13 protein-coding genes are annotated in these 16,592 nt (G+C 33.5%); 6 read left to right on the top strand and 7 right to left on the bottom strand.

What is annotated here, in order from left to right; translation table 11 throughout:
- Window positions 1-15 precede the first annotated feature (15 nt).
- Entirely contained in the window at window positions 16-384 is a 369-nt protein-coding gene (locus FA048_RS02255; RefSeq protein WP_136838526.1) for a YccF domain-containing protein, read from the bottom strand.
- 117 nt (window positions 385-501) lie between these two features.
- Between FA048_RS02255 and FA048_RS02250 the strand changes: the two genes are divergently transcribed.
- Window positions 502-858 carry a hypothetical protein gene (locus tag FA048_RS02250; protein ID WP_136838524.1) on the top strand — a complete coding sequence of 119 codons (357 nt, stop codon included), beginning with the start codon at window positions 502-504 and terminating at the stop codon, window positions 856-858.
- 148 nt (window positions 859-1,006) lie between these two features.
- On the opposite strand, the gene FA048_RS02245 is transcribed toward FA048_RS02250, so the two are convergent.
- Both FA048_RS02245 and FA048_RS02240 read right to left on the bottom strand, forming a co-directional pair.
- Window positions 1,007-2,206, bottom strand: a complete 1,200-nt coding sequence (locus FA048_RS02245) for a DUF1501 domain-containing protein (RefSeq protein WP_136838522.1) — start codon at window positions 2,204-2,206, stop codon at window positions 1,007-1,009.
- A gap of 32 nt (window positions 2,207-2,238) precedes the next feature.
- On the bottom strand, window positions 2,239-3,669 hold the full coding sequence (locus FA048_RS02240; RefSeq protein WP_225872456.1) for a DUF1800 domain-containing protein: 1,431 nt from the start codon (window positions 3,667-3,669) through the stop codon (window positions 2,239-2,241).
- 74 nt (window positions 3,670-3,743) lie between these two features.
- Between FA048_RS02240 and aat the strand changes: the two genes are divergently transcribed.
- Window positions 3,744-4,376 (top strand): leucyl/phenylalanyl-tRNA--protein transferase, encoded by a 633-nt coding sequence (gene aat / locus FA048_RS02235; protein WP_136838518.1) that lies wholly within the window; start codon window positions 3,744-3,746, stop codon window positions 4,374-4,376.
- Window positions 4,377-4,459: 83 nt separating this feature from the next.
- Here the strand turns inward: aat and FA048_RS02230 are convergent, their stop codons facing one another.
- Together FA048_RS02230 and FA048_RS02225 are read right to left on the bottom strand one after the other, a co-directional pair.
- Window positions 4,460-5,086 (bottom strand): DUF2927 domain-containing protein, encoded by a 627-nt coding sequence (locus FA048_RS02230; protein ID WP_169306797.1) that lies wholly within the window; start codon window positions 5,084-5,086, stop codon window positions 4,460-4,462.
- A gap of 76 nt (window positions 5,087-5,162) precedes the next feature.
- The gene (locus tag FA048_RS02225; RefSeq protein WP_136838514.1) at window positions 5,163-8,060 is read right to left on the bottom strand and encodes a DEAD/DEAH box helicase; all 2,898 of its coding nucleotides are present in this window, start codon (window positions 8,058-8,060) and stop codon (window positions 5,163-5,165) included.
- A gap of 394 nt (window positions 8,061-8,454) precedes the next feature.
- Between FA048_RS02225 and FA048_RS02220 the strand changes: the two genes are divergently transcribed.
- Window positions 8,455-9,096 (top strand): GIN domain-containing protein, encoded by a 642-nt coding sequence (locus FA048_RS02220; RefSeq protein ID WP_136838512.1) that lies wholly within the window; start codon window positions 8,455-8,457, stop codon window positions 9,094-9,096.
- 161 nt (window positions 9,097-9,257) lie between these two features.
- Here the strand turns inward: FA048_RS02220 and amaB are convergent, their stop codons facing one another.
- Window positions 9,258-10,799, bottom strand: coding sequence for an L-piperidine-6-carboxylate dehydrogenase (amaB, locus tag FA048_RS02215; RefSeq protein ID WP_136838510.1), 1,542 nt, complete (start codon window positions 10,797-10,799; stop codon window positions 9,258-9,260).
- A 142-nt stretch (window positions 10,800-10,941) separates the two neighbouring features.
- On the opposite strand from amaB, the gene FA048_RS02210 reads away from it, so the two are divergent.
- The gene (locus tag FA048_RS02210; protein WP_136838508.1) at window positions 10,942-13,443 is read left to right on the top strand and encodes a M1 family metallopeptidase; all 2,502 of its coding nucleotides are present in this window, start codon (window positions 10,942-10,944) and stop codon (window positions 13,441-13,443) included.
- Window positions 13,444-13,582: 139 nt separating this feature from the next.
- On the opposite strand, the gene FA048_RS02205 is transcribed toward FA048_RS02210, so the two are convergent.
- On the bottom strand, window positions 13,583-14,044 hold the full coding sequence (locus FA048_RS02205; protein WP_136838507.1) for a nuclear transport factor 2 family protein: 462 nt from the start codon (window positions 14,042-14,044) through the stop codon (window positions 13,583-13,585).
- Window positions 14,045-14,289: 245 nt separating this feature from the next.
- Between FA048_RS02205 and FA048_RS02200 the strand changes: the two genes are divergently transcribed.
- Window positions 14,290-15,693 (top strand): tetratricopeptide repeat protein, encoded by a 1,404-nt coding sequence (locus FA048_RS02200; protein ID WP_136838506.1) that lies wholly within the window; start codon window positions 14,290-14,292, stop codon window positions 15,691-15,693.
- Between the two features lie 66 nt (window positions 15,694-15,759).
- Window positions 15,760-16,527 (top strand): phosphosulfolactate synthase, encoded by a 768-nt coding sequence (locus tag FA048_RS02195; protein ID WP_136838504.1) that lies wholly within the window; start codon window positions 15,760-15,762, stop codon window positions 16,525-16,527.
- The last annotated feature ends 65 nt before the right edge of the window (window positions 16,528-16,592 follow it).

Raw genomic sequence — 16,592 nt, 5'->3', positions numbered from 1 at the left:
TCTAAATTTGGATGGTTAACTAATTGACTTACCAAAAGGAGAAAAAGCCAAATTCATCAGTTTAAAATGTTGTAAGCCAAAAGGGATACCTACAATGGTTAGGCAAAATAATAAACCAAAAACAAGATGAGTTAATACAATCCAAATTCCTCCGAAAATCAACCAAATGATATTCATAATGGTTGATAGGCACCCAACATTTGAAGAAGTATCAGTTATTTTAACACCGAAGGGAGCTAAACCTACTATAGCAAATTTAAAGCATTGAATACCAAAGGGAATGCCTACAATGGTTAAGCACAAAACCAATCCACCAAAAATATATTGGAAGAAAATAAATATCCCACCAAAAATAACCCAGATTACGTTACCTATAAAACTCATATCCTTTTTATTTTAAGAGTTTTTGTTTGCTCAATTGTTACATGAAAAATTAGCTTTAAAATTTTAATGAATTAGGTAAAAATTGTAATTTGCTTTACACACAAAAAACCTAAAAGAATGAAAAAGTTAATTGTTTTTTCGGCTATTGCCGTATGCCTTACTTTGTCTAAAGTTAAGGCCCAAACTGTAAATGGAGTTAGATTAAGTGAAATTCGTTCGGAATACATTGAAGTTTCCGAATTCAGGCGTTACCTAAGTGACAAAATATTTATTAAGCTAGAGTATGGGCAGAAAGTTGAAGACTTTAGAAAAGATGCTGTTATTAAAGATGATGATGGGAAAGACTTAGAGTTTAATTCTTTAATAGATTGCGTTAACAAACTGAAAAGTTATGGCTACGAGCTTTTTCAGGCCTATACCCAAAAGTTTGAAGAAAATAACGCAATAAAGATTTACATCCTTAAGAAGAAATAAAATTGAGTTTTTTAATGCTTAACAAAACGTATAGTTAAACCACATAGGTACATAGTATACAAAGTAACACTAATAAAGCTTATGGTTTTCTATGTGCCTATGTGGTAAAAGCTATCATGTAATTTTCCTTAATGCGCTACCTTCAGCCTTAAATAAAGTCCATAGTTTGAAAACGCTTATTTAAAATTTTTTGGTTATTTACATCTAACCATTTATCTAATATAGTTCCATAAACCTCCCTAAAATCAACTTGATATTTTAAATCGCCATTATCTAAATTGACTAAATTTGGTGCTTCATTATAAATGCCTTGTTTATTTAGTTTTCCACCAAATAAAAACATATTATTTGCAGTTCCATGATCTGTTCCATTACTCGCATTTTGCTCAACCCTACGGCCAAATTCAGAGAAAGTGATTACTAGAGTGTCTTCAAGTTTGTTATGCGCCTTAAGGTCTTTTAAAAACGCTGAAATGCCTTCTGCATACTGCTTTAATAAATTTCCTTGTTGCTGGATTTGATTTACATGTGTGTCAAAACCACTTAATGAAACATAATAGACTTTAGTTTTTAAACCAGATGAAATAAATTTTGAAACTGTTTTCAGTTGATTTGAAAAACCTGTATTTGGATAAGTAGCTTTACTTTCGTAAACTTTAGAAGTTTGCTGAATGTAGTTTGCAGATGATGAAGTTTCAATCATTGTCTTGTACAAATAACCTAAATTGTTCTCATCTAAATGATCTTTGCTTTGGTTAACCATTTGTTTAAAAAATGCCTCATTTGTATTTCTGAATAAAGTAGCAGGATCTTTTAGTGCAATTCCTTTTTTTGTACCTCCTTTTAATGCTAAAGATAAACTGTCATCAACCTCAATTGCAGTATATGGAAAATTACATGTTTCACAATTCGAATCTAAGTATCGGCCTATCCATCCAGTAGAAAGAAATTGATTGCTGTCACTTCCGGTTTGCCAGATATCCATTGAACGAAAATGAGAACGATCTGGATTAGGGTAACCAACATCATTAATAATGGTCATCCAACCTTGGTCGTAAATCTCGCGTAAAGCAGATAAATTAGGATTTAACCCCTGCATGTCGTTTAATTTCATCACATCTTCAGGTTTAATGGCTATGTTTTTTCTTTTTTGATAATAAATGTCGTTTCCAAATGGCACAACTGTGTTTAAACCATCATTACCACCAGAAAGCTGTATTACAACTAGGTTTTTATATAAACTCAATTCATCTAATGCCAAAGCCTCGAAAGGTTTCATAAATGCAGGAACAAAAATAGTTCCAGCAGCACCAAGGGCAGAATTTCTTAAAAAATCTCTTCTTTTCATCTTATTTCATTTTGGTGAAAACTATTATCTAGCTAGCAAAGTTGATACTCTGGCAAACTTGTTACTTCTATAGCAGTGCTCTTTAAACCTTGATTGTTAGCTACCATGTCTATAATCTTTTGATTTAATGTAGGCTGTAACAAAAATTTTGCTAGCTCTAACGGTTTAATGTCTTTTGGTAAGCCAGTTAAAAATTTAGTCCAATTGCTTTGCGCATCAACATAAGATTTTGGTTTAGGTTTAGCGTTTGCCGGCTTATTTAATGCAATTACAGCTTCATCTTCCGGATCGGCCTTTCCACTAAAATCAATCTGTCCATCATTTAAAACCATCGATGGTATTTTCATTCGCAACATTAACGAAGAACTGTCAATCCAACTTTTCCCCCCTGGCCAGCCAGCTACATTTGGAGGGTTAAATAGATATTGGCCTAAGCTACTTTGCAATTGAATTAGCACTTGTGGTTTGTTGTAAGTAACAAAAAATTCCCTGCTTAAATTTACCAAAAACTCGGCAGGGGATTTAATTTTTGTACCCACATTTGTTGCTGCATAAAACCAATCTGAGGTAAACATCTTTCGCAGCACAGCGGATATATCATATTTTTGAGCATAAAAATAATCTGCTAATTCTTTTACATGAACTTCATTTGGTATTTCATGTACAAAAAAGGTATAAAGTTTTCTCGAAATAAAAGTTGCAGTTTTAGGGTTTTCTAAAATCATATCGATAATAGATTCCCCATCAAAATTACCTGTTTTACCAAAAAAGGTTTTATTTCCTTCATCATGAAAGGCGGGTCTTAATTGGAATTGTCCATTTTTATCATACGTCCAACCTGTAAATGATCTAGCAGATTCTTTAATATCTTGTTCCGTATAATTACCAATTCCTAAGGTAAAAAGCTCCATTAGTTCTCGAGCAAAATTCTCATTCGGCCTACCTTTTCTATTTTGCTGGTTGTTTAAATATTGTAGCATTGCCGGAGATTTAGAAACCTCAACCAATAGCGTTCTAAAACTGCCGAGCGAGTGTTGTCTTTGAATATTGTTAAGCTGTTGGGCAAACATTGGATTATTAGATCTGCAAGCAAAATGCCCATGCCAAAATAGGGTAACCTTTTCTCTTAGTGGCGCTGATGTATTAATCATACGCATTAGCCAATCTATATTTAAAGTTCTACTTCGCTCATTTTGAAGCCTTGTAATCTCTTGCCTTTGATCTTTTTCTTCTTGTGTTAGTTCTTTTTTAGCACCAAGAGTAGCTTGCAAAGCCATTTGTTGCCGGATCTCATTTTCATCAACACTTTTTAAATCATCGATTTTTAATGAACTTTTAAAAAGTCCATCTACCACTTTACTGATGTTTTTCTTGCTTAAATTTTTAAGATTTGGATAAGAAATTCCAAACGCGGCACGGCTGTATAAATGCTTTACGGAATTAAAAATGTCTTTTTTTTCCATGGCAATAAGATTTGTGAATTAGATAATTATAAAACGTATGGGTTTAACTATTGTTTTGTTTGCTATAATTGTACATGGTTTTTAGGCTATTAGAAAAGGAACTCATTTTTCCAAATACTGCTTTGGCAGAGCCAGATGGCTTATTGGCTATTGGTGGCGATTTAAGTGTAGAAAGATTACTTTTAGCTTACGAGAACGGCATTTTTCCATGGTTTAGTGAGGGTGATCCTCTTCTTTGGTATTCCCCACACGAAAGATGTGTAATTTTTCCTGATGGTATTAAAATCAGCAAAAGCATGCAGAAAATATTACAGAAAAATGTTTTTGAAGTAACAGAAAATCAGGTATTTGAAAAAGTTATTGAGCATTGCGCAAAAACACCAAGAGTTGGACAAGACGGAACTTGGATTACTAATGAAATGCAGGAAGCTTACGTAAAAATGCACCAAAAAGGCTTAGCTCATAGTGTGGAGGTATGGCTGGATAAACAATTGGTTGGCGGTTTATACGGCATTAAAATTAACAATGTCTTTTGTGGTGAAAGTATGTTTAGCCTAGTAAGTAATGCTTCTAAAATTGCCTTAATTCATTTGAGTAAGAATATGGGATTTGATATGGTTGATTGCCAATTACCAAATGATCATTTAATGAGTTTGGGTGCGGAGATGATAAGTAGGGAGAGATATTTGGAGATCCTAAACCCCTAAATCCCCTAAAGGGGACTTGCCGTGTAATTGCTTAAACTTTAATGCCTAAAGGGCTATCCATAGTGCTTTGGATTTATTCTAGGTTAAGGATTCAAAATTTTATCAACTTCATCTCTAGTCATCCCAGGTTTAATAGCTTGCAAGTACAAAGCAGAGATAATATGGATATCAAAATCTTCAATTTTATAGTTATCGCTTTTAGTATTGAATATGCTATTTGGTGCAAGTTTCGAATCATTTTCAAAGCCCAAACCTTTAATGATGTTTTTCTTAACAGCATTTTTAATATTTATTCTATCTCTAAATTTTTTAGTATTAATTAAACTATGTGCCCGTTTTATTTCTGAGTTGGAAGTAACTCTTTTTCTATAGGACGCTGCCGCTTCTAATGGTGCTTTAGATAGGGTATATTCTTTAAAATCGCCTGGTTTTGTTCCGAAAACAATAGTAAAATTCTCTTCATCCGCATTATCTGTTTTTTTAATGTCATAGGATGTGATTTTCTTTATCAAATTAAAGAATGAATCAACTTCTTTTACAAGATAAGAAGAAGTATCTCCATAGATTTTATACCTAATAGGTATTGCCCACTTAGACAATGTCTCATATTCCCCAACCTTTTTTCTTTTGTAAACAATTTCATCGAAAACTGTTTTTTCATTTTCTGTTAATTTTTGCGCATAAGCATCAATGCTTATTGCAACAAACAAAAATAAAATGAGCTTTAGTTTTAACGTATCTAATAGTTTTATAATAACTAAAAGTCCCCTTTAGGGGATTTAGAGGTTAGTTTAACAATTCTCTAATATCGTCCTTGCTCAACGATTTAAAGAAACTTTCTTCAGTTGTAATCAAAGAATTTGCTAAAGATTTTTTACGTCTTTGTAAAGCCAATATCTTCTCTTCAACTGTATCTTTTGAAATGAATTTGTAAATAAAAACCTTTTTATCTTGTCCAATTCTGTGCGTTCTATCTATCGCTTGTTGTTCTACTGCTGGGTTCCACCAAGGATCTAAAATAAACACGTAGTCTGCCTGCGTTAAATTTAAACCAACTCCACCGGCTTTAATTGAAATTAGAAATACTTTTAAATCCTTATTTTCTTGAAATTCAGCTACAATTTCCCCGCGATTTTTTGTTCCACCATCTAGATAAGCAAATGGAATGGCTTGTTTTTCGAAACAAGCTTTAAATATGCTAAGGTGTTTTACAAATTGAGAGAAAATCAAAACTTTATGACCGCCTTTTAATACGTTATCCAAAGTGTGCATTACGTTTTTAAATTTTCCAGAATCTGAAGTGTAATTTTCGTCAATCATCACAGGGTGATTGGCCAATTGCCTTAGTGCTGTTAAACCCTGTAATAACTGTACTTGCTTTTTAGCATAAGTACCATTATCCATACTAGTTAACAAATCATTTCTATAAGCTGATTTAGTCTTTTCATATTCTGCAGCCTGATCTTCGCTCATATCGCAATAATAGATCTGCTCTGTTTTAGGTGGTAACTCTGCAGCAACCTGCTCTTTCGTTCTACGCAGTACAAAAGGTTTTATAATTGCCTGTAATTTCTTAGCTTTTTCTTCGTCTTTACGTTTCTCTATAGCTTGTACATATTCTTCATTAAAGAAGGATTGTGTGCCCAATAAACCTGGATTTAAGAAAGTTAGTTGGGTCCATAAATCGCCAACAGAGTTCTCTACTGGCGTACCGCTCAATACCAATTTGTGCCTAGATTTGAGCATTCTAACGGCCTTAAAAGATTTAGAAGATGGATTTTTTATATTCTGACTTTCATCTAATATGATATAGTTGAAGTAGAATTTACTAATAATTTCTGAATCTACACGGGTTATCCCATAGGTCGTAATTACCAAATCGTATTTATCAAAAAGACTGATGTCTTTATTACGGAAAGTTCCGGTATGTGCGTGAATTTTTAGTTTGGGTGTAAACTTTTTAGCTTCATTTAACCAGTTATAAATTAATGAAGTTGGCATAATAATAAGCGAAGTACTGTGCGTTCCGTTTAATTCATCTTCTTCTTTAAGCTTCTGCAACATAGCCAAAGTCTGGATGGTTTTACCCAAACCCATATCATCTGCAAGGCAGCCACCAAAATTATATTCACGTAAAAAACTAAACCAATTGTAACCTGCTTTCTGGTAATGACGTAAATCTCCTTTAAAGTTAACAGGCATTGCTGTATCAGCTATATCTTCAAAATCATTTAGTCTTTGTAACTTCCTATCTAAGGTTACATTAGCTAAACTATCGTCGGCTAAATCATTTATTAAGCCGATGTGGTGTTTTTTCAGTTTTAGGTTTTTAGTTCCATCTGCTAAACTGAATATGCTACTGTATTGTGTAAACCACTTTTCTGGAATAATAGCAATATCGCCATCAGGTAAAATAAATTCTCTTTTTTTATGAAGGATATGCTGTTTTAAGGCGATAAATGGAATTGGATGAATACCAAAATAAACAATTGCATTGATGTCAAACCAATCATTATCTGCTGTAATTTCGAAATCGATTTTATTTGCACCGAATACAAAACGTTTGCTACTGCTGGCTTGTTCAATTTCAAAACTCTGTGCTTGCAAAGTTTCAATGTGCTCATTTACCCAAGTAATAATTGCATAAGATGGATTATCATTTTCACCTAAGTTTGGCAATTCTAAGTGATGAAAAAGTGCACTGATTTTTTTCAAGCCTAGGCTTTGTAAGAAGGCGAATTTCTCTTTTTCCCAGTCACTATTTCTTTTGATACGAGTAAATGTGTAATTGTCCTCATCTTTACTTAAGCGCACAGTAACTTTATTCTCATTACCCATTGCAAAAGCATAATTGCCATATTTAAAATAGAGTTGAATTTGAGAAACACCACCATCAACAAAGATAACTTTGATTACAGGAGTGGCTTCGTGTTTTTCTGTTTTGATTTCGAAACCTTCGGCGTAAACATGATGCTTTTCTATCAGCGGTGCTACAAATTTCTCGAAATAAGTTTCTTCTGTTGCTTTGGAGATTGCGATGTATCGCTTATTTAAAAACGGAACAAATTTCTTACCCTCAATATCACCTTCAAAGAAATAAAGCACATCGTTTAATAACATCCAAGCTGGTTGATTGCAAACTACTTGGGCATCCTTAAACATAAAATCGATGCGTAAGCCTTGATACTTTATAGTTGGGAAATACCTGGTTTCAGTTTCGCTTCTTCTAAAATGGAAAAGCACAGTTGCCGGCTCAGTTGCTAGTTCAATTTTTCGCTCTGCTGGCCAGCCATCTTTGTCCATTAAATATAAACCATCTTTTACCTTAAGTATTTCTAAAACTTCGGCTAATTTCTTTTCAATTTTAGGGCGAACATTGTCATAAAATTTCTCATCATAAAACTTGCTGAAGAATTCAAACGGTCTTATTGCTTTTTTATGGTACTTTTTGATGATGTAATCTTGTTCAGTTTCATCTAAAATTTTGATGAGCTTAAAATCAACATCGGTTAAATGTTTGGTAAATTCTTTGGCAGTATGTGTAAATAAACGTTGATAAGTTAAAGAAAAATCGCCCTGTGGATTAAGTTGGACAATATGCGGTTCAATTAAATAGCCTAGAAACTCATGCTTACATAAGGAGTATACAATTTTACATGGTTTGGAACTATCTACGCGTAACATTGGTTAAGGGCTAAAAGAAAGAAAAGATAAGCATCTAAAAATTTCTAAACTTACATTATTTCAATTTCTAATCAAACTGAAAGAACATATTATTTGAAATTTTATTTGTTTATTGGCTCATTTCTTCATTAGATAGGGTACGGAATAGCAAGGTTTGATTAACTAATCCACAGGACTAATGACCAATGAACAAATTTCCCATCCCCGTTCGTCGAAAAATTACAGCCGTTCGTCGTGAGTTACCTACTCATGGTCTAAAAGGAGGGAATTCGCTGCAACCTTTTGCCCTTAATGTAGTCTTATTAACGAAACCTACCAGCAAGGAGCTAGCAGGAAAACAAAACAAAAAACAATTATAAATAACAGATTAACAATCACATAAAATATTAAAGTTATGAAAACTTCTATTAAAAACTTATTCGCAGCAACATTAACACTAGTAGTATTAACAAGTTCTGCATTCGCATCAACAGATGTAAAACAAAACAATGTAACTGTTCTAAATCAAGTAAAAAACACCAACAAAGTTGTAGTTAATGGCAACGTTGAAGTTATCTTAGTACAAGCACCGGTAGAAAGTGTAAAAGTGTATGACAGCTATTATTCAAAAAATGCTTTAGTACAACAACAAGAAGGTGTTTTACGCATCAGCTCTTTCCAAAAAGAAACTTTAACTGTTGTAGTTTATGTGCGTAACCTTTCTACAATTGAAGCAGGAGATAATTCAAGTGTAAAAACATCAGGAAAAATGAACTTCTTAAGCTTAGATGTAATTTTAAATGGTAATTCAAAAGCCGACATTAATGCAAACACTGTTAACCTAACAACTTCAGTAAAAGACAGCGCAAGCTTAAAATTAGGTGGTTCTACTACAGATTTTTATGCAACATTAGGCACTCAAGCAAAAATAAACATGGATCAGTTTACTGCAGATTGCTTAAGCTTAAATTCTATCTCACCAGTTTATGCAAAAGCAACAACAGTTAAAAAACCAACTTTAGAAAGTATAGTATTAACAGATGAGTTAGCTAAGTAAGTTTAAAGAACAAAAATTATAACTCTATCATATATCTAAAAAAGAGTGCCGATTTTAATCGGCACTCTTTTTTTTAAACTTGTCATTCAGAGCGCAGCGTCTACTTGTCAACTCTTCAAACAAATTCCTAACAAGTTTCAGAATGACAAAAAATTTAGGGGTTATAAATCAAACTTAATACCTTGTGCTAAAGGCAAAGTGTTTGCATAATTGATTGTATTTGTTTGCCTACGCATGTAAGCTTTCCAAGCATCAGATCCACTTTCTCTACCCCCACCTGTTTCTTTTTCACCACCAAAAGCACCACCAATTTCAGCGCCAGAAGTGCCAATATTAACGTTTGCAATACCACAATCAGAACCTTGAGCAGATAAAAACTGTTCTGCTTCTCTTAAGTTCAAAGTCATAATTGCAGAAGATAATCCTTGTGGAACTCCATTTTGTAAAGCAATTGCTTCATCTAATGCTGTATACTTGATTAAATATAAAATTGGTGCAAAAGTTTCATGTTGAACTATTTTGTAATCGTTTTTAACTTCGGCAATACAAGGTTTTACATAACAGCCAGACGTATAATCTGCACCACTTAAAACGCCACCTTCAACTATAAATTTTCCACCTTCAGCTTTGCATTTTTCTATTGAATCTAAATAGCTTGCAACAGCATCTTTGTCAATTAATGGACCAACATGATTATGCTGATCTAAAGGATCACCAATTCTCAATTGCCCATAAGCTTTAACTAGCTTAGCCACAAAATTATCGTATACACTTTCATGGATAATTAACCTTCTTGTTGTAGTACAACGTTGTCCGGCAGTACCAACAGCACCAAATACAGCACCAATAATAGACATGTCTAGATCTGCATCTTTTGAAATGATAATAGCATTGTTACCTCCCAATTCCAATAGGCTTTTGCCTAAACGAGCACCAACTGCTGCACCAACTGCTTTTCCCATCCTAGTAGAACCAGTTGCCGAAACTAAAGGAACACGACCATCATTGCTCATTAATTCGCCAACAATTCGATCGCCAATAATTAAATTACATACACCTTCTGGAACTTCATTAGCGATTAATACTTTTTCTATAATATGTTGGCAAGCGATTGCCGTTAATGGTGTTTTTTCTGATGGTTTCCAAATGCAAACATTACCACAAACCCATGCTAGAGCAGTATTCCATGCCCAAACAGCAACTGGAAAATTAAATGCAGAGATAATACCAACAATTCCTAGCGGATGCCATTGTTCATACATTCTATGATTGGGTCTTTCGCTATGCATAGTTAGTCCATACAACTGACGTGATAAACCCACTGCAAAATCGCAGATATCAATCATTTCCTGCACTTCTCCGAAACCTTCTTGCAAACTTTTGCCCATTTCATAAGAAACTAAGGTGCCTAAGGCTTCCTTGTTTATTCTCAGAGCTTCACCAAATTGGCGTACCATTTCCCCACGTTTTGGGGCCGGAACTTTGCGCCATTCTAAAAATGCTTTTTGTGCAGTTTCAACCACAAAATTATAGTCTTTCTCTGCTGCAACTTGAACCGATGCAATCTTTTTTCCATCAACTGGAGATTGACTTTCTATGGCTTTTTCACTATTAGTTTTACCCCAATTACTTCCTGTACTATAAGCTGGGTTAATCTCCTCAATTCCTAATTGTTTTAATACAGCATTGATATTTGTTTTCATAAGATTGTGCAATTCGATTTTTACAAAACAACAAAAAATTAAGCAGTAAAGCCAAACTTATATATTCAAGATAAGTTTGTAGCTTTATACAACACTGTGTAACTTTTTTTTACCAGATAGTATCAAATACAAAAATATAACTATGAAGAAAAAATTAATAATTGGGTTGTTTAGCTTAACAATCTTAGCAGGTATTTCTACAGTTAATGCTCAAGAAGCAAAAGTAAATCCTACTTATAGGGTCACAGCTCAAAAAGTAAATGATTTAGTACATACTAAACTCGATGTAAGTTTCGATTACGCTAAGCGATATTTGTATGGGAAAGAGTGGGTAACACTAAAACCTCATTTCTATGCAACAGATACTTTAACTCTTGATGCTAAAGGCATGGATATAAAAACTGTTGCAATGGTTGGCGCAAAAGCAAATATACCTTTAAAGTTTACCTACGACAATGAAAAATTGTTCATACAACTGAATAAAAAGTATGTGAAGGATGAAAAATATACTGTTTACATTGCTTACACAGCAAAACCAAATGAACTAGTAATTAAAGGAAGTGCAGCAATCACAGACGCAAAAGGCTTGTACTTTGTAAATCCTGATGGAACTGAAAAAAATAAACCAACACAAATCTGGACGCAAGGGGAAACGGAAGCATCCTCTGCATGGTTCCCAACAATTGATAAACCAAATCAAAAAACAACATCAGAAATTTCGATGACTGTACTGTCAAAGTACACTACATTATCTAATGGTAAGCTAACTTCTCAAAAGGCTAATGCAAATGGAACTAGAACTGATACCTGGATAATGGAACTACCACATTCACCATATTTATTTATGATGGCTGTTGGAGATTTTAAAATCACAAAAGAATTATGGAAAGGGAAAGAAGTAAGCTATTATTTGGAACCAAAATACGCAGCCTATGCGAAAGCTATCTTTGGTAAAACTCCAAAAATGCTAGATTTTTTCTCTCAAGTTACTGGGGTGCAATATCCATGGAATAAATATTCACAAATTGTTGTTCGTGATTATGTGTCTGGAGCTATGGAAAATACCACTGCCACTTTACATGGCGAAAGCGTACAAGCAACAGATAGAGAATTATTAGATGGTAGTGGCGAAAGCACAATTGCACACGAATTATTTCACCAATGGTTTGGAGATTACGTAACAGCAGAATCATGGTCAAACATTACAGTTAACGAGTCATTTGCAGCTTTCTCAGAAATTATATGGAAACAACATGATGTAAATAAAGATGCAGGTGATAGAACTAGATATGAAAAGTTGAATACATATTTAAACTCAACTCAAAAAGGCCAAAGCCCAATTTTAGTGCGCTTCAATTACAATGATAAGGAAGATGTTTTTGATAATATTAGTTATCCAAAAGGTGCGGTAATTTTATATGCACTTAAGAACCAAATGGGTGATGATGCCTTTTTTAAATCTCTAAATCGTTACTTAACAGCCAATGCTTTTAAAAATGGTGAAGCTCAACAATTACGCTTAGCTTTTGAAGAAGTTACTGGTAAAGATTGGTCGCAATATTTTAACCAGTGGTATTATGCCGGCGGTCACCCAATTTTAGATGTTAAATATGATTATAAAGATGGCAATGCAACAATTGATGTTAAACAAATTCAAGATGCATCTGTACAGACCTTTACATTGCCTTTAAAAGTAACAATTCATGCAGGTGGGCAAAAAATAGCGAAAGATATTTTAATCAATAATAGAGAGCAGAGTTTTAGTTTTCCAGTTTCGGCAAAACCAGATTTAATTGATTTTGATACAGATAAAATTTTAGTTGGAGAGGTTAAGGACAATAAAACCTTAGAGAATTTTATTTATCAATATAACAATGCCCCATCTTTTGCGAACAGAATTAAAGCGGTAGAATTTGCAGTTTCAAAAAATAAAGAAGCAAGTGGTCAACAGTTTTTATTAACCGCTTTAAAAGATCAAGATGATGCAATTAGAGCTGCTGCTGCAAAAGGATTTAACTTAAAAGATGATGCAGTAAAAGCGATGGTTGGTTCTACTTTAGCAAATATGGCTAAGCAAGATAAAGTTTCTAATGTTAGAGCAGTTGCATTGGCAAGATTAGCAATGTCTGGTGATAAAACATACCTTCCTATTGCACAAGAGGCATTAAAAGATCGCTCTTATAAAGTAATTGGCGCTGCGGTTCAAAGTATAAATATGCTTGAGCCAACATCACTACCTGGTGTAGTTGCTAGATTGGATGAAGATACAAAAGCGCATATCCCATCTCAATTGGCACAAGTTTACGCGGCTTTAGGCAATGATGAGTACAACGATTTTTATTTAAACATTATTAACCATGCAGACATTAATAAACTTGCTCAAGTAGTTGGTGGTTATGCTACTTATTTAGCTAAAAATACAAATCCTAAAATTACCCAAGCTGGTTTGCAAGCTATCATTTCCAATATGGATAGAACTAAATTGACCCAATATTATGGCAAGCAATTCGCTACAGTATTTACAGGTTCAGAGCAGGCAAAGTTAAAGGCAGCAGAAAGTGCAGCAACAGGAACAGTAAAAGATGACTTAATAAAACAAGCCGCTTATTTTAAAGCAGCAGCTGATGATTTAGCTAAAAAGTAAAACCAATTCTCCTCCTTAGGAGTGTCAGCTTTGCTAGCAGAGTTATTAATTAAGCCACAGATTCGAAGAGTGTCATCCTGAGTGTAGTCGAAGGAAATCTACGAATCTGTGGCTTTCTTTATTTTATAAGGAAGCTAGTTTAATTACAATTATCTTTCCTTCTGGTATCGATAAGGTAGATAATTTTCCAACCATCTTCCCCTTTAAAAAGCTGAAATGAATTCACTCCACAATGACTAAACTTATCACCAACATAGAACTTGTAATCAGTCCAAACGCTAGCTAGGTTGGCATCTATTAAAATTTTTGTAAAAACTATCCTTTCATCGTATTTCTCGGTATGAGGTGTTCCAACACTTTTAATAAAATTGTTTAGGTTTTCCGTACGCACAACAAATTTTCCATCTTTTGTTTTTGCGATGGTTTCCATGGTATTTTTTCCTGCAAAAGCCTTTCTTAACATTGTTGTATCAGCATTTCTCATGCCATCAAATAATAAATTAATTGTTGCTTTTACGGCTTCTTCTTCGCTTTTTGCTTGTGCAAAGCTTTGGTTAAAACTTAAAACAATAAGTAGTAATAAAAGGGAAATCTGTTTCATGACGTGAATTTTACTGATTTTAACTTAAATATATGCTATTTTTGTAAACAATAAAAAGAACAACATCTCTATAGACTAACAAGCCTAGCGGCCATCTTCAGCTAACACCTCTAAATCTTTTATTACTAGTTAATTACCTCATTTAAGTGTGTGTATGTTGAAAATTATTTTCGTTACTCGCTTTATAAATATTTAAACTTATAAGGATTTTAAAATAATAGGGTTGTTCTTTAAATATTTAATACATGGAAGAAGAATTTGAATTTGGTTTTAATAGTGATGCGCAACACTCTGTAGAACGTTACGAAGAAATGATCCGAAACCAGGATCAATATTTTTTCGATGCGCAAGCATTTGAATACATCATAGATAATTACATAGAAAAGAACGATCCAGTTAAGGCATTACAAGTTGTAGAATATGCTTTAAATCAACACCCTTATGCTGCGGTATTTTTAATTAAACAGGCACAATTACTGCTATTTACTAATCAAGTAGATAAAGCTTTTGCTGCTTTAGAAAAAGCAGAAATGTTAGAGGCCTCAGAAGCTGATATTTATGTCTTGCGTGGTAATATCTATCAAAATTTGGATCGTCATGCGGAAGCTTTAGAGAATTTTGAAAAAGCTTTAGGATTAGCAGAAACTACTGATGAGATTTTATTGCAGATGGCTTATGTATATCAAAATATGCATGATTATGAAACAGCAATTGTTTACATCAAGCGAAGCTTAGAACAAAACATGGAAAATAAGGATGGTTTGTATGAATTAGCTTTTTGTTATGATATTTTAGATAAACAAGAAGAAAGTATTCAGTTTTACCAAGAATATATAGACAATGATCCATATTCTTACGCTGCATGGTATAATTTGGCAAATTCTTATCATAAGTTAGATTTGTTCGAAAAAGCTATCGATGCTTATGACTACGCTATTTTAATTAAAGAAAACTTTGCTTCTGCTTATTATAACAAAGGCAATGCTTTGGTACAATTAGATAAATACCAAGAAGCAATTGACGTTTACAAACAAACTTTTGAGTACGAACCACCTAATGCTGATACTTATTGTGCCATAGGTGAATGCTATGAGAAGCTTGAAAAAATGGATGAAGCACGTTCTTACTATAAAAAATCAGTAAAAATGGATTCTAAAATGGCTGATGCCTGGTTTGGAATTGGTGTTACTTTGAATTTTGAAGAACGATTTTTTGAATCTTTACATTTTTATAAAAAAGCTTTAGAATTAGACGAAGAAAATCCAGACTTCTGGTTTGCAATGGCTGATGCTTATTACAAGCTTGGTCAAATCGAAGAATCTGTTGAAGCTTATTATAAAGTTTTAGAGTATAATCCTTTGGATATAGAGGCATGGTTAGATTTTTCTACCGTATTATATGAACAAGGAAAATTGATAGAGGCTTCTGAAACAATGGCCGATGCGATTAAAAACAATCCAGATGCCGCAGAATTGTATTATAGAATGGTAGCTTATTTATTTGCATTAGGGCAAACAAATGATGCACTTGCCTATTTAGAAACAGCTTTAGTTACCGATCCAGAAAAGCATTACATCCTTTTCGAATATTTACCTCAATTACAAGATAACGGACTAATTATTGATGTAATTAACAGGTACATTAAATAAGTGATATCACGCATTTATAACTAAAATTTAAAAAATAGCAGAGTTTTTTTAACCTTTGCATCCTATATGAATTACAAATTAAATGATATTCCAGAGCGTCCTGCAAAACCTCGTCAAAGTGGTTTAACGATGGTGATGGATAAAGGCCTGAGCCTTAGACAAGTTGAAGATTTTATCGAGGTAGCAGGCGTACATACAGATATTGTTAAATTAGGTTGGGCTACATCATATGTAACGCCTAATTTGAAAGAAAAATTAGCACTTTATCGCAGTGCAGGCATACCAACATATTTTGGCGGAACATTATTTGAGGCTTTTGCCATTCGTAATCAGTTTGATGATTACCGTAGAGTTTTAGAAGAATTTGGGATGGAATATGCTGAAGTTTCTGATGGCTCTATGGATATTGAACATGATCAAAAATGTGAATTTATCCGAAAATTATCAACCCAAGTAACTGTGATTTCTGAAGTAGGCTCTAAAGATGCCGCTAAAATATTTGCACCGTATAAATGGATTGCTTTAATGAAAGCAGAAATAGAAGCGGGTTCTTGGAAGGTAATTGCAGAAGCCCGTGAAGGTGGAAATGTTGGTATTTATCGTGGTACAGGTGAGGTGAGAGAAGGGTTAGTAGATGAGATTTTAACTCAAATACCAGAAGAAACCATTATTTGGGAAGCACCACAAAAAGAACAACAGGTTTGGTTTATTAAGTTAATAGGTACAAATGTAAATTTAGGTAACATTGCACCTGCAGAAGTTATTCCTTTAGAAACCATTCGTTTAGGGTTAAGAGGAGATACTTTTGATTATTTCTTAAACAAAGGAAAATAAATATATAACACTCGTCATTGCGAGCGTAGCGAAGCAATCTTTTTAACAAGAAGGATTGCTTCGTC

This window comes from Pedobacter polaris (genome assembly GCF_005116505.1).
Taxonomy (GTDB): Bacteria; Bacteroidota; Bacteroidia; order Sphingobacteriales; family Sphingobacteriaceae; genus Pedobacter; species Pedobacter polaris.
Note: the sequence above shows the minus strand (reverse complement) of the source record. Positions and strands in the feature narration are given on the sequence as shown.

Coding starts and splice junctions, on each gene's coding strand:
- FA048_RS02205 (WP_136838507.1), bottom strand. CDS start 14,044: ATGAAACAGATTTCCCTTTTATTACTACTTATTGTTTTAAGTTTTAAC.
- FA048_RS02220 (WP_136838512.1), top strand. CDS start 8,455: ATGAAAACTTCTATTAAAAACTTATTCGCAGCAACATTAACACTAGTA.
- FA048_RS02240 (WP_225872456.1), bottom strand. CDS start 3,669: ATGGAAAAAAAAGACATTTTTAATTCCGTAAAGCATTTATACAGCCGT.
- FA048_RS02245 (WP_136838522.1), bottom strand. CDS start 2,206: ATGAAAAGAAGAGATTTTTTAAGAAATTCTGCCCTTGGTGCTGCTGGA.
- FA048_RS02195 (WP_136838504.1), top strand. CDS start 15,760: ATGAATTACAAATTAAATGATATTCCAGAGCGTCCTGCAAAACCTCGT.
- FA048_RS02255 (WP_136838526.1), bottom strand. CDS start 384: ATGAGTTTTATAGGTAACGTAATCTGGGTTATTTTTGGTGGGATATTT.
- FA048_RS02250 (WP_136838524.1), top strand. CDS start 502: ATGAAAAAGTTAATTGTTTTTTCGGCTATTGCCGTATGCCTTACTTTG.
- amaB (WP_136838510.1), bottom strand. CDS start 10,799: ATGAAAACAAATATCAATGCTGTATTAAAACAATTAGGAATTGAGGAG.
- FA048_RS02210 (WP_136838508.1), top strand. CDS start 10,942: ATGAAGAAAAAATTAATAATTGGGTTGTTTAGCTTAACAATCTTAGCA.
- FA048_RS02225 (WP_136838514.1), bottom strand. CDS start 8,060: ATGTTACGCGTAGATAGTTCCAAACCATGTAAAATTGTATACTCCTTA.
- aat (WP_136838518.1), top strand. CDS start 3,744: ATGGTTTTTAGGCTATTAGAAAAGGAACTCATTTTTCCAAATACTGCT.
- FA048_RS02200 (WP_136838506.1), top strand. CDS start 14,290: ATGGAAGAAGAATTTGAATTTGGTTTTAATAGTGATGCGCAACACTCT.